Consider the following 13,509-nt stretch of genomic DNA (forward strand, 5'->3'; position numbering starts at 1 on the left):
ATGCGCACGACGTGATCAAGCTCGACCGATACGACCTGGCGATCCTGCGCATCCTCGAGCGCGACGGGCGCATCACGAAGTCGAAGCTCGCGGAGGCCGTGAACCTGTCGATCTCGCCCGCGTGGGAGCGCGTGCGCAAGCTCGAGGAAAGCGGCGTGATCCGCGGCTATCGCGCGGACGTCGACTGGATCGGCACGTTCTCGGGCAGCCGCATCGTCGTCGAGGTGACGCTGTCGCGTCATACCGCGCCCGACATGCGGCGCTTCGAGGACCGGGTGAGCGCGGCGCCCGAAGTCGCGCAGTGCTATGCGACGGGCGGCGGCGTCGACTACGTGCTGCACGTGGTCGCGCGCGACATCGACCACTACCAGCGCTTCATCGATGGTCTGCTGATGGACGACCTCGGCATCGAGCGCTACTTCACGTACGTCGTGACGAAGGTCGTGAAGTGCGAATCGGGCGGCGCGCCGGACTGGCACTGAAACTTCGCGCGAACGCGGGCCAATACGGAAAAAACCGCAAGGCGTGAGCGCCGAAACCGAAATTTCCGCAGCCGGCGGCACGACAGAATGAAGCTCGTGCCCACCCAAACGAGGAGACGCAGCATGCTGCCCGGACACCCCGTTCTGTTCAAGTCGACGTGCTATGTCGACGGTCGCTGGATCCACAGCGACAGTGCCGCGACGGTCGCCGTCGTGAACCCGGCCGATCAGGCCGTGATCGGCCATGTGCCGATGCTCGAGCGCGCACAGATCGTCGCGGCCGTCGACGCCGCGCAGCGTGCGTTCGACACGTGGCGCTGGACGCCGCAAGCCGTGCGCAGCGCGGCGCTGCTGCGCTGGCATGCGCTGATCCTGCGGCATCTCGACGATCTCGCCGCGTTGCTGTCGCTCGAACAGGGCAAGCCGCTCGCCGAGTCGCGCGGCGAGATCCGTTATGCGGCGAGCTTCGTCGAGTGGTTCGCAAACGAGGCGAAGCGCGTTGCGGGCCGCACGATCCCGACGCATATCGACGGCGCGCATCTCGGCACGCTGATGGAGCCCGTCGGCGTCGCGGCGTTGATCACGCCGTGGAATTTTCCCGCCGCGATGATCACGCGCAAGGCCGCCGCCGCGATCGCGGCCGGCTGTGCGGTGGTGGTGAAGCCTGCGCACGAAACGCCGTTTTCGGCGCTCGCGCTCGCGCAGCTCGCCGACGAGGCTGGCTTCCCGGCCGGCGTGTTCAACGTCGTGCTCGGCGAACCGCAGATGGCGATGGAAACGCTCGTCGGCGATGCGCGCGTGCGCGCGGTGAGCTTCACCGGATCGACGCGCGTCGGGCGGCTCGTCACCGAGACCGCCGCCAAGGCCGGCATTCGCAAGATCGCGCTCGAACTGGGCGGCAACGCGCCGTTCATCGTGACCGAGGACGCGGACCTCGAGCAGGCGGTGCGGATCGCCGTCGGCGCGAAGTTCCAGACCTCCGGCCAGGACTGTTGCGCGGCGAACCGGATCTTCGTCGCGCGCCCGCTCTACGAAGCATTCGTCAACCGCTACGCGAACGCGGTGCGCGAACTGAAAACCGGCCCGGCGTTCGAGCCGGACGTCGACGTCGGTCCGCTGATGCACCAGGCAGCATTCGACGCGACGGCGGCACGCGTCGACGACGCACGTGCACGCGGCGCGCGCATCGTCACGGGCGGGCGGCCGCACGCGCTCGGCGGCTGGTTCTACGAACCGACCGTGATCGCGGATGCCGCACCCGGCATGCGCGTGTACGACGAGGAGAACTTCGCGCCGATCTCGGCGGTGTGTGCGTTCGACACGCTCGACGAAGTGGTCGACAAGGCCAACGACACCGAATACGGCCTCGCCGCCTACGTGTGCGCGACGCGCATCGACACGATCTTCCAGCTCGTGCGACGGCTCGACTTCGCGATGGTGTCGGTCAACGGCGTGAAATTCACCGGCGCGCCGATCCCGTTCGGCGGGATGAAGGCGTCGGGCCTCGGGCGCGAAGGCGGCGCCGAAGGGTTCGAACCGTTCACCGAAACCAAGTATTTCTGCCTCGGCAATCTCGGCCTGCCCGTCCCGGCGACGGCCTGACCCATTCAAAGGAGCCCATCATGAAACAATCGATCGACGCATTGCTGCGCGAGGACCGTGCCCACTTCATGCACCCGTCGACGCACGCATACGATCACGAGACCGGCGCGCTGCCCGGCAAGATCGTGCGCGGCGCGCAAGGCATTCACATCGAGGATCACCAGGGCAAGCGCTATATCGACGCGTTCGCCGGCCTCTACTGCGTGAACATCGGCTACGGCCGCACCGAAGTCGCCGACGCGATGTACGCGCAGGCGAAGCAGCTCGCGTACTACCACACGTATGTCGGCCACTCGTCGGATGCGATCATCGAACTGTCGTCGCGCATCATCGACTGGGCGCCGGCCGGGATGAAGAAGGTTTACTACGGGATGTCGGGTTCCGACGCGAACGAGACGCAGGTCAAGATCGTCTGGTACTACAACAACGTGCTCGGCCGCCCGAACAAGAAGAAGATCATCTCGCGCGAGCGCGGCTATCACGGCTCCGGCATCGTGACGGGCAGCCTCACGGGCCTGCCGAGCTTCCACCAGCATTTCGACCTGCCGATCGATCGCGTGAAGCATACGGTGTGTCCGCACTGGTATCGCAAGGCGCCGGCCGGCATGAGCGAAGCGCAGTTCGTCGCGTACTGCGTCGACGAACTCGAAAAGCTGATCGCGCGCGAAGGCGCCGACACGATCGCCGCGTTCATCGCGGAGCCGGTGATGGGCACGGGCGGCATCATCGAGCCGCCGGCCGGCTACTGGCCCGCGATCCAGGCCGTGCTGCGCAAGCACGACATCCTGCTGATCTCGGACGAAGTCGTCTGCGGGTTCGGGCGCCTGGGCTCGAAGATGGGCGCGCAGCACTTCGAGATCGCGCCCGATCTGATCACGGTCGCGAAGGGGCTGACGAGTGCGTATGCGCCGCTGTCGGGCGTGATCGTCGGCGAGAAGGTGTGGGACGTGATCGCGCGCGGCTCGCAGGCGCACGGGCCGATGGGGCACGGCTGGACGTATTCGGGCCACCCCGTGTGCGCGGCCGCCGCACTCGCGAACCTCGCGATCCTCGAACGCGAGAATCTGGTCGGCAACGCTGCCGAAGTGGGCGCGTATTTCGGCGCGAAGCTGCGTGACGCGTTCGGCGCGCATCCGCTCGTCGGCGAGGTCCGCAGCGTCGGGATGCTGGCGGCGCTCGAGTTCATGGCCGACAAGGACGCACGCACGCCGTTCGATCCGGCGCTGAAGATCGGCGCGCAGGTATCGGCCGCGGCGCTGCAGCGTGGCGTGATCGCGCGCGCGATGCCGCACGGCGACATTCTCGGCTTCGCACCGCCGCTCGTGATGACGCGCGCCGAAGCAGACGAGATCGTCGGTATCGTGAAGGAAGCGGTGGACGAGGTCGCGGAGCGCAATGTTTCGAGCGTCGCCTGAGTTTCCTGCGGGTCCGATGCGCGCGCGAGCGCGCGAAGTGGCGCCGTCGCACGGAAGTGCGGCGGCGTTTTTGCTTCACGGGGATCAGTCGCGAAAGCGGTGCTTCTTGCCATGACGCATCACCATCTCTGCAAGAACGGCGGCGATCGCTCGACCATCGTCAATACGGTCCGCACGGCGCCCACTGCGTGCCCCGCGTCACTCAGTAGTCCCACACGACAGGGACGAAACGGAAGCCGTCGCCGTCTCTCGCAATGTGGCCGATCGACGGAAACGCGACATGCGCCGCGGCCAGCATCGCGCCGGTTTCGGCGGCGTCGTTGAACAGTGCGATCCGGACGTCGGTAGCCGCTTGCGGATCGTGCTCGAAGCCGTTTTGCCAGTCAGGATGGTCGAAGTTCACTTCGAAGATCGCGTCGCCCGCGAACGTCAGTCGTTCGCCGTTCGATGCGATATCGACCACGCAGTGTCCCGGCGTATGGCCGCCGGTCACGCGCGCCGATACGCCGGCCGCAACTTCCACGGTGTGGTCGAACGGTACGATGTGCTCGCGATACAGCTCCACGAATCGCGCCGCGGCCTTGCGTAGCGCGGGTGGGACGGTTTCCGGCATCACCGTCTTGCTGAAGTCCGGATTCTTCCAGAATTCCAATTCCGCGGCCGACACGTGAATGCGCACGTCGGGGCTCAGCCGGGCCTTGACGCCGTCGACGTTCAGGCCGCCGACGTGATCCATATGCATGTGGGTGATCACGATGTCGGTGATCGCGGCGAGATCGATGCCCGCGGACTCGAGACGCATCACCGACCGTCCCGCGCGCGTGAAGTATTCGAAGCCGTCGCCCACGCCCGAGTCGATCAGGATCAGGCGATCGGCGCTGCGCACCAGCGCGATATTCAGCGCCCAGTCGAACATGTCGCGTTGCAGGAACCGTCCGTCGAACCATTCGTTGCGGTCCGCCTCGCTCACATTGGTGGACATCGTGGAAGTCGGCAGCGGCAGAACGCCGTCGCTGATCAGCACGACGTCGACATCGCCGATGCGCACCGCGTAGCGGGATGGAACGAGTTCACCAGCCGCTTCCTTGCCCAGCGGGGTCGTTACCGGCCGCACGTTGTGGATTGATCCGTTCATGTTCAATCGTCCTCTTCATCGAGTGGGGTCTTCCGCGCCGCGCCGCGCAGCGCGGTTCGCGCACGATCGCGCATGACGCGCTTTTCGTGTCGCGCGCATGCCGATCGAGCATGTCGGCGATTGTAGGGAGGCCCGGCGAACGCCTGAAGCACCGCGCCTGCGAACATCGTGTTGTCCTCGCGACAACAATCCGCCGCCGGGTTCATGGCGTTGAAATGCACATCGCCCGCCGTCCGTCGTCGGACAGCGGGCGATGCAAGGGATGCCGTTTATGGGAGCGGCGTGCGCGCCGCATCCGGTATCAACCCGGCTGTCGCCCGGGTACCGTCTCGCCGCGCAGCGAGCATCCGCGCGTCTCGATCACGCCCGACAGCGCCACCAGCCCGATCGCACAGGCCGCCATCATGTAATACGCGGGAATCAGCGCATTGCCGGTCTTGCCGATCAGCCAGTCGTTGACGATCGGCGCGGTGCCGCCGAACAGCGACGTCGACACGTTGTACGCGATCGCCATGCCCGCATACCGCACGTGGGTCGGGAACATCGCCGGGAACATCGCGGAGATGGTCGCGAGCTGCGGCACGTACAGCAGGCCCAGCACCGCGAAGCCGACGAATGCGCCGAGCACGCCGTGCGTCATCAAGGTGAACATCGGCACGGCCGCGACGAACAGCCCGACCAGCGAGATCCACCACATCGCCTTGCGGCCGACGCGATCAGACAGCCAGCCGGCGAACGGCAGCAGCACCATCATCGCGAGCATGCCGATCAGCGGAATCAGCAACGACATGTTCTCGCTGACGCCGAGCTCCTTGTGCATGTAGGTCGGCATGTACGCGAGCAGCACGTAGTTGACGACGTTCAGTGCGACGACGAGCCCGCCGAGCAGCAACAGTGGCCGCGCATAGCGCACCAGCAGCTGACCGATCGGCAGCGCCGCGGCGGCGGTGCTCTGCTCGCGCCGCTGCGCCTGCTCCTCGAGTTCGCGGAACACGGGCGTTTCCTCGAGGCGCGAACGCAGATAGAAGCCGATCAGCCCGAGCGGTGCCGCGACGAGGAACGGCAGGCGCCATCCCCACGCATGCATCGCGGTGTCGCCGAGCAGCAGCGCGAAGCCGAGCATCAGCAGCGCGCCGAGCGAGAAGCCGGCGAGGGTCGCGAATTCGAGGAAGCTGCCGCACAGGCCACGTCGCGAATCCGGTGCGTATTCGGCGATGAAGGTCGCGGCGCCGCCGTATTCGCCGCCGGTTGAAAAGCCCTGCACCATGCGCAGCACGATCAGCGCGGCCGGCGCGAGCCAGCCGGCGCTCGCGTACGTCGGCAGCACGCCGACGAGCAGGGTCGCGCCCGACATCGTGAGGACGGTCAGCGCGAGCACGCGCTTGCGGCCGAGGCGGTCGCCGAGCGGGCCCCAGAACAGGCCGCCGAGCGGGCGGATCAGGAACGAGATCGCGAAGGTGCCGAGTGCGAACAGCGTCGCGCTGGCCGTGTTGCCGGGAAACAGCGCGGCGGAGATGTAGGCGAGTCCGTACGCGTAAATGCCGTAATCGAACCATTCGGTCGCATTGCCGAGGGCGGCGGCCGCGATCGCGACCCGCGGCAGGCAGTGCGGCTCGTCGCCGCGGGAAGCCGTCTCGTCCGGAACGGACGTGGCGGCGGAAACGGAAGTCCACGATGGCACGTATCGCATGAGGGGTCCTCGCTATCAGCGTGCGCCCGGGCGGGCGCCGACGAGGATCAAAGTAATCCCGCCAATTAGCGATGCCCGATGTCATAGGACGATGTGGGGATCGGGGTTTTCCCGTGCCGTGGTCGCTGTTTACCGCACGTGCGGCAGCAACGCGCGCAGCCAGTACGCGACCGCCACCGCGCCGCCATCCGGCGTGCCGATCGCGCGTTCGCCGAGATAGCTCGCACGCCCCGCGCGCGGCGTCATGCCGGCCGTTCGCTGCGCGCCGTGTTCCGCCGCGTCGACGGCTTGCGCCCATGCGCCGGCGGGGTCGCGATCATGATCGAGCGCGCGATCGAACGCATCGGCGGCCGGCACCAGCGCATCGAGCATCGTCCGGTCGCCGGCACGTGCGCCGCCCAGTTCGGAGATCGCATCCACCGCGCTGCGCAATGCCGCAGCCCAGTCGCGCGCCGACGGTGCGGCGGTATCCGAGGCATCGGCGAGGCGCCGCGACGCGCGCAGCAGCGCGGTCGCATAAAACGGTCCCGAGCTGCCCGCGATCGCTCGACGCAACGCGGTGCCCAGCGCCGCGAGCATGCCGGCCGGCGTGCCGTATGCGGCTTCCGGCAGCGCGAGGATCGCCTGCGCGGCGCGATACATGCTCGCGCCGAGATCGCCGTCGCCGGCGGCCGTGTCGAGCTCCGTCAGCGTCGCTTCGTTGTCGATCAACGCTTGCGCGACCGCGTGCAGCGCCGGCTGCAGCCGTGCTGCCCACGCATGGCCGGCCGCATCGAGCGGCGGCAGCGGCTGGTCGGGCGCGGCTGCCGCGGCCACCCGGATCTGCGCGTTGATCGCGCCGCCGCCGGGCCATGCGCGCGCCTGCGTCGGCGCGTCGAGCAGGGCGGCGCGTTCGTCGTTCAACCGCAGCAGCGAGATCGAGCAACCGGGCATGTTCAGCGCCGACAGGAACGTGCCGGCCCATGCCCGCGCGACGGCGATGCCGCGCTGGCTGAGGTTGTCGTACGCGGCGCGCAGCACGATCGCCAGTTCCATGTCCGGCGTCGCGCCGAGACCGTTGACGAACAGCGCGACGCGTTCGCCGCGATCGAGCACGAGATCGGCGACGATGCTCGACAGCAGCGTCTCGACCAGCAAGTCGGCCGGCAGCGGCGCGGTGCGTTCGACGCCTTTCTCGCCGTGGATGCCGAGGCCGAGCTCGATCTCGTGATCGGCGAGGCTGAACCCCGACTTGTCGGCGCCGGGGATCGTGCAGCCGTCGAGCGCGACGCCCATCGTGCCGAGTTCGGCGGCCGCGTCGCGCGCGATTGCCGCGACGCGGGCGAGCGGCAACCCGCGCGCGGCGGCCGCGCCGGCCAGCTTGTGGATCAGCACGGTGCCCGCGATCCCGCGTCGTTGCCCGCGTTCGACGCGGCCGCGCAGCGACACGTCGTCGGCGACGATCACGGTCTCCACGGGAATGCCCTCGGCGCGCGCAAGTTCGGCGGCCAGCCCGAAATTGAGGCGGTCGCCGGTGTAGTTCTTCACGACGAGCAGCGCGCCGTTCGGGCCGGCGCACGCGCGGATCGCGGCGAGCACGGCGTCGGTCGGCGGCGACGTGAACACCTCGCCGCAGACGGCCGCGCTCAGCATCCCTTCGCCGACATAGCCGCCGTGCGCGGGCTCGTGGCCGCTGCCGCCACCGGACAGGATCGCGACGGGGCGCTGCGACGGCTCGGGCAACGGCTGGCGCACGAGCACCTGCTCGTCGCCGAGGATCGCGACATGCGGCGACTGCCGGGCGATGCCTTCGAGCATTTCGCGCACGACATCGGACGGGTGGTTCACGAGCTTTTTCATGGCAACGGGTTCCTGACGGTGGGACGAAGCCCGGCGGCACGCATGCGGTGCCGTGGGGCTTCGAACTTTGGATGGTAGACGGCGCACCCCGAAGGTGGCGCGCCGCGCGGCCGGCGTTACGTAACATCGAAGCATTCGTAGCACGAATGTAACGAAAACAGAGCCGCTCATGGGGGCCGAAACGTATCGTCCATGATTGCGGGCAGCACTCGCACGGGCGCGTGAAGGCTGGCGTTGCGGCGGGAAGCCCCGTTCACCTGGCGCCAATGGCATGGAAAATGCTGTTTCTTCCCCGGTCCTCAACCGAACATTTCCATCGCCCGGACCGCGAGGAGACCACCATGTATCGAACCCGCATTGTCACGTCCGCGGCGTTGCTCGCCGCCGCCGGCATGCTGGCCGCCTGTGGCGGCAACGACGTCGCCGCACCGTCGAGCGCGAACGCGAGCACCAGCGGCGCAACCGTCGGCGGCAATACGCCGGGCAGCAACACCTCGGACGGGGGCTGGGGCACCAGCGGCGCCCCCGGCACCCGTGGCGTCGTGAGCACCGCCGGCGCGCTCGCGATCGGCGTCGGCTCGACCGTCAGCGCGATATCGTTGCCGGTACTCGGGAATACCGTGACGCGCAGCGCAGGCGACACGATCTCGAGCGTCAGCACGATTTCGCGCGCCGCGACCGATGCGCTCAGCAACGGGCTCGGCAAGATCGGTTCGACCTCGAACCCGGTCGGCACGACGGTCGCCGGCCTTGGCGACGTTGTCGGCGCGACGGCGAATCCGGTCGCGGGCCTCGCGCAGACCGTCCGCGCAGTCGGCTCGGGGCCGCTGGCGCCGCTCGCGCCGGTGACGACACCCGTCGGCGCGGTGCTCGACACCGTGGCCGGCGGACTCGGCACGGCAGGCAACACGGTCGGCGCGACGCTGGCGTCGGGCGCCGTGCAACAGGTCACGCAGCCGCTCAGCTCGGCCGTCACGCCGCTCGTCATCACGGCCGGCCAGGCGACGCAGCAGATTGGCGCGACCACGGGCCTCGGGCAGCCGGTGGCCGGTCTGCTCGGACAAGTCGGTAGCACGCTGGCGACGACGGGCTCGCGAATGGGGTCCGTTTCGTCGCAGCCGGCCGTCGGCGCGGTGGGAACGCTCGTCGGCGCGCTCGGCAATACCGTCACGAACGCGGGTGGACTCGTGAACTACAACGGCCCGAACGGCGTCGCGCCGATTCCCGGCCTGATCGTGAGTCTCGCGGGCGCGTCCATCACCACCGTGCAGAACGGTCCGTCGAACGGTTCGAGCGCGTCCGGCCCGCTCGGCGGCGTGCTGTCGGGGCTCGGCTCGACGCCGCTCGGGTCGCTGACCGGTGCGCTCGGCGGCACGACCGGTGCCGGTGCGGCAAGCCCGCTGGCGCCGGTGACGAATCTCGTGTCGACGGTCACCGGCACGCTCGGTGGCGCGGCGGGCGGCGTCGGTTCCTCGGCGAATCCGCTCGCGCCCGTTACGTCGTTGCTCGGCGGCGTGACGGGCGGCGTCGGGAAATAGTGGCGTACCGCACGGCGAGCGGCTGGACCACGCGCTGCTCGCCGTGGCGGAGGCGAGCAGCGCATCGGCTTTACCGGTCCATGCCGCCGATGAATTGCCACAAGCCGAAGCGTCGGGCGCCCGCATCGCCGACACGCGGCGCCGCGTGCTGCCGCGCGATCGCGCTCACTTGAGCGCCGCGATCGCCTTCGCGCGAATCAGCCGCGCACGCAGCACATTGCGGCTGATGCCGAGCAGTCGCGCGGCCTGCACCTGGTTACGGTGACTGAAGTCGAACGCGACCCGCATCACGGTGTCCTCGATGCGTTCGAACAGGTTCTCGTGCGGCTCGTCGAACAGCGCGCACAGTGCCAGTTCGAGCGCTTCCTGACCGGGCACGCGGCCCGCCGCTTCCCGCGCGCCGGCAACCACGGCCCGCACGCATGACGTCGACAAGTTCAGGTCGGTGTCCTGCAGCGCATCGTGGCGGCTCACCAGCAGCGCGTGATGGATCACGTTCTCCAGTTCGCGGATATTGCCGGGCCACGAATGCGCTTCGAGGCGGCGCGCCGCGCGCGGGTCGATGCTGCGCGGCCCGCGGCCGACGCGGCTGCGGTATTCGTCGAGGAAGTGGCGCGCGAGCGGCAGGATGTCGCCCGGCCGTTCGCGCAACGTCGGCACGTCGAGCCGCACGACGTTGAGCCGGTAGAACAGGTCGGCGCGAAACCGTCCGTCCGCCACCGCCTGCTGCAGGTCGACGTTGGTCGCGGCCGCCACGCGCACGTCGATCGGAATGCCCGTGCGCGAGCCGAGCCGCACGACCTCGCGCTCCTGCAGCACGCGCAGCAGCTTGACCTGCATCGACAGCGGCAGGTCGCCGATCTCGTCAAGAAACAGCGTGCCGCCGTTCGCGGCTTCGAACCAGCCGGGCTTCGCGCCGACCGCGCCCGTGAATGCACCTTTCTCGTGACCGAACAGTTCGCTGTCGACGAGCGTGTCGGAGAGCGCGCCGCAGTTCACGGCGACGAACGGGCCGCCGCCGCGATGGCTGACGTCGTGCACGTGGCGCGCGATCAACTCCTTGCCGGTGCCGGTCTCGCCGACGATCAGCACGTTCGCGTCGCTCGGCGCGACGAGCCGCACGCGTTCGAGCAGCGCAAGCGAACGCGGATCGACGAACACGGGCGTGCGGGTGCGGGCTCGCGCATGGTGCGTGGAGCGCTCGAGAACGGGCGCGCCGCGCGATTCGTCCGGCTGCGCGGTGACGACACGAAGGTTGACCGGACGTGGCGTGGCAAACAGGGAAGTCATGGCGATGAAGGCGTGAGTCGATCGAACGGTTCGAACCAGCGTCGACTGGCGCCGCGGTCCGGTTGCTGCTTGATCAGCAGAGTGTTCAGTGTTTTGCGCCGCACGGGAAACATCGATTTCTGATAACGAAAGCCGGATTGCTGCGCAGGATGCAACGGCGCGGAAGCGCGCTGTCGCGACAGCGGATTCGATGTCATCGCGTTCGATGCAATGGCGTCCGATCGCGGCGATCCGCCGAATGGCGGGCGCGAATCTGCTGATCGAGCAGCAGCGCATCAGCAACGCTGTTTACGTCGGTTCATCTCACTGTGGAATATCGATTCGATGCGGCTGGCGAAACGCTTTCCATGGCTGGTTATTTGGCCGCTAAAGCCATGCCCGATGGGCGATCGAATGAAACTTCGTGGTGCAGATGATCTGCGCGAACGTGCATCCGTCGACAATGGCACGCTCCTTGCGAACCCGACCTGCATTCGCGCGCGCTTGTCGCCGCCGCGTAGCCCGTCTTTCGTTTTTTCCTTCGATCAGGACCTCTCATGAGCATTCACGAACCAGCAGCCGACGGCGTCAAATTCGCATACTGGGTGCCGAACGTCAGCGGCGGCCTCGTCGTCAGCACGATCGAGCAGCGTACCGACTGGAGCCTCGAGTACAACCAGAAGCTCGCGCGCACGGCCGAGGCGGCCGGCTTCGACTACGCGCTGAGCCAGATCCGCTTCACGGCCGGCTATGGCGCCGAATACCAGCACGAGTCGGTCTCGTTCAGCCAGGCGCTGCTGCATGCGACGACGAAACTGAAGGTGCTCGCCGCGATCCTGCCGGGGCCGTGGCATCCGGCCGTGGTCGCGAAGCAGCTCGCGACGATCGACCACATTTCCAACGGACGCATCGCGATCAACGTCGTCAGCGGCTGGTTCAAGGGCGAATTCACATCGATCGGCGAGCCGTGGCTCGAGCACGACGAACGCTATCGGCGCTCGAAGGAATTCATCCAGGCGCTGAAGGGCATCTGGACGCAGGACAATTTCACGTTCAAGGGCGACTTCTACCGCTTCAACGATTACACGCTGAGCCCGAAGCCTGTTCAGAAACCGCACCCGGAGATCTTCCAGGGCGGCAGCTCGCGCGCGGCGCGCGACAACGCGGCGAGCGTGTCGGACTGGTACTTCACGAACGGCAATACGCCGGAGAACCTGAAGGCGCAGATCGACGACATCCGCGCGAAGGCTGCCGCGAACGACCATCGCGTGCGGATCGGCGTCAACGCGTTCGTGATCGCGCGCGACACCGAGGAAGAGGCGCGGGCCGTGCTCGACGACATCGTCCGGCACGCACACGTCGAGGCGGTGCATGCGTTCGGCGATGCGGTGAAGGAGGCCGGCAAGGCGTCACCGGAAGGCGAGGGCAACTGGGCGAAATCCACGTTCGAGGATCTCGTGCAGTACAACGACGGTTTCCGCACGAACCTGATCGGCACGCCGCAACAGATCGCAGAGCGGATCGTCGCGCTGAAGGCGATCGGCGTCGATCTCGTGCTCGCCGGGTTCCTGCATTTCATCGAGGAAGTCGAGTATTTCGGCAAGCGCGTGCTGCCGCTCGTGCGCGAGCTCGAAGCGCAGCGGCAGGCGGTTGCCGCGTGATGCGCGCGGGTGTGCAGGACGTGGCGATCGCGTGAACGTCGCGGCCGGCGCCGCGTGCCGCCGGACAATGACGATCGCTGCGTCACGACGAGCGGCGCGGGCCGGGCGTGAATTCATCCGATCCGCGTCCTGCCGCCCGCGTCACGCCGCACCCGCCATTCTCGACGCCTCGACGAGCATCTGCACGCCGAGGCCGCCGAGCACCGCACCCATCGCCCAGCGCTGCGCGAGCAGCAGCGCCGGACGCCCATGCAGGTACTTCGCGATACCGCTCGAGCAGATCGCGACCAGCCCGTTCGCCGACGCGAACGCCGCGATCAGCAACGAACCGAGAAAGAGCGACTGGCCGAACACGCTGCCTTGCCGGTAATCGATGAACTGCGGCAGCAGCGACACGAACAGCATCGCGAGCTTCGGATTCAGCACGCTGGTCGTCGCGCCCATCGCGAGCAGCCGCAGCGGCTGCTCGTTCGGCAGTGTCTTCACCTCGAACGGCGACCGGCCGCCCGGCCGGACCGCCTGCCACGCGAGGTAGAGCAGATACGCGGCGCCCACCACGCCGAGCACGGTGCCCGCGTACGGCACGCTCAGGAACAGCGTCGTGATCCCGAACGCGGCGCCGAACATGTAGAACAGATAGCCCACCATCACGCCCGCCAACGAAATCAGCCCGGCGGTGCGCCCCTGCGCGATCGAGCGCGACATCACGTAGACCATGTTCGGCCCCGGCGTGATCGCGAGCATGCCGCCGATGACCAGGAATCCGTAGAGCGAGCCGGAGGTATGCATGGTTGCTGCTTCCCGCGATGAATGTCGATGGCGTTCATTGTCCGGCGATGGAGGCGGCCAGTAAAACGGGATAAACTGAATCGATTGAT

The 13,509-nt window shown here is 68.0% G+C and carries 12 protein-coding genes; 6 read left to right on the top strand and 6 right to left on the bottom strand.

All coding sequences use genetic code 11. The features are described 5' to 3' along the window. Positions 1 to 11 precede the first annotated feature (11 nt). The 3 genes from ACV22V_RS15350 to ACV22V_RS15360 all read left to right on the top strand — a co-directional run bounded on the left by ACV22V_RS15350 (position 12) and on the right by ACV22V_RS15360 (position 3,499). Complete coding sequence (locus tag ACV22V_RS15350) at positions 12 to 482, top strand: Lrp/AsnC family transcriptional regulator (RefSeq protein WP_059530774.1); 471 nt, start codon at positions 12 to 14, stop codon at positions 480 to 482. A gap of 123 nt (positions 483 to 605) precedes the next feature. After that, positions 606 to 2,084: an NAD-dependent succinate-semialdehyde dehydrogenase gene (locus ACV22V_RS15355; RefSeq protein ID WP_448014465.1), complete on the top strand. Its 1,479-nt coding sequence runs from the start codon at positions 606 to 608 to the stop codon at positions 2,082 to 2,084. Positions 2,085 to 2,104: 20 nt separating this feature from the next. Further along, on the top strand, positions 2,105 to 3,499 hold the full coding sequence (locus ACV22V_RS15360; protein WP_448014468.1) for an aminotransferase: 1,395 nt from the start codon (positions 2,105 to 2,107) through the stop codon (positions 3,497 to 3,499). Positions 3,500 to 3,701: 202 nt separating this feature from the next. Here ACV22V_RS15360 and ACV22V_RS15365 read toward each other — a convergent pair whose 3' ends face one another. The 3 genes from ACV22V_RS15365 to ACV22V_RS15375 form a co-directional block, all read right to left on the bottom strand. Then, the gene (locus ACV22V_RS15365) at positions 3,702 to 4,634 is read right to left on the bottom strand and encodes an MBL fold metallo-hydrolase (protein WP_448014470.1); all 933 of its coding nucleotides are present in this window, start codon (positions 4,632 to 4,634) and stop codon (positions 3,702 to 3,704) included. Between the two features lie 301 nt (positions 4,635 to 4,935). Beyond that, on the bottom strand, positions 4,936 to 6,324 hold the full coding sequence (locus tag ACV22V_RS15370) for an MFS transporter (RefSeq protein WP_448014471.1): 1,389 nt from the start codon (positions 6,322 to 6,324) through the stop codon (positions 4,936 to 4,938). Between the two features lie 129 nt (positions 6,325 to 6,453). Then, entirely contained in the window at positions 6,454 to 8,163 is a 1,710-nt protein-coding gene (locus ACV22V_RS15375) for a dihydroxyacetone kinase family protein (RefSeq protein WP_448014472.1), read from the bottom strand. A 341-nt stretch (positions 8,164 to 8,504) separates the two neighbouring features. On the opposite strand from ACV22V_RS15375, the gene ACV22V_RS15380 reads away from it, so the two are divergent. Next, the gene (locus ACV22V_RS15380) at positions 8,505 to 9,701 is read left to right on the top strand and encodes a collagen-like triple helix repeat-containing protein (RefSeq protein ID WP_448014473.1); all 1,197 of its coding nucleotides are present in this window, start codon (positions 8,505 to 8,507) and stop codon (positions 9,699 to 9,701) included. Positions 9,702 to 9,866: 165 nt separating this feature from the next. On the opposite strand, the gene ACV22V_RS15385 is transcribed toward ACV22V_RS15380, so the two are convergent. Then, positions 9,867 to 10,991, bottom strand: coding sequence for a sigma-54 interaction domain-containing protein (locus ACV22V_RS15385; RefSeq protein WP_448014475.1), 1,125 nt, complete (start codon positions 10,989 to 10,991; stop codon positions 9,867 to 9,869). Continuing rightward, the gene (locus ACV22V_RS15390) at positions 10,988 to 11,188 is read right to left on the bottom strand and encodes a hypothetical protein (protein WP_448014477.1); all 201 of its coding nucleotides are present in this window, start codon (positions 11,186 to 11,188) and stop codon (positions 10,988 to 10,990) included. Before ACV22V_RS15390 ends, ACV22V_RS15385 begins: the two co-directional genes overlap by 4 nt. 13 nt (positions 11,189 to 11,201) lie before the next feature. On the opposite strand from ACV22V_RS15390, the gene ACV22V_RS15395 reads away from it, so the two are divergent. Both ACV22V_RS15395 and sfnG read left to right on the top strand, forming a co-directional pair. Beyond that, the gene (locus ACV22V_RS15395) at positions 11,202 to 11,531 is read left to right on the top strand and encodes a hypothetical protein (protein WP_448014479.1); all 330 of its coding nucleotides are present in this window, start codon (positions 11,202 to 11,204) and stop codon (positions 11,529 to 11,531) included. Then, positions 11,528 to 12,631: a dimethylsulfone monooxygenase SfnG gene (sfnG, locus tag ACV22V_RS15400; RefSeq protein ID WP_223964321.1), complete on the top strand. Its 1,104-nt coding sequence runs from the start codon at positions 11,528 to 11,530 to the stop codon at positions 12,629 to 12,631. Before ACV22V_RS15395 ends, sfnG begins: the two co-directional genes overlap by 4 nt. 141 nt (positions 12,632 to 12,772) lie before the next feature. On the opposite strand, the gene ACV22V_RS15405 is transcribed toward sfnG, so the two are convergent. After that, on the bottom strand, positions 12,773 to 13,420 hold the full coding sequence (locus ACV22V_RS15405; protein ID WP_321852038.1) for a LysE family translocator: 648 nt from the start codon (positions 13,418 to 13,420) through the stop codon (positions 12,773 to 12,775). Positions 13,421 to 13,509: the final 89 nt, after the last annotated feature.

Source organism: Burkholderia sp. AW33-5 (assembly GCF_053427615.1).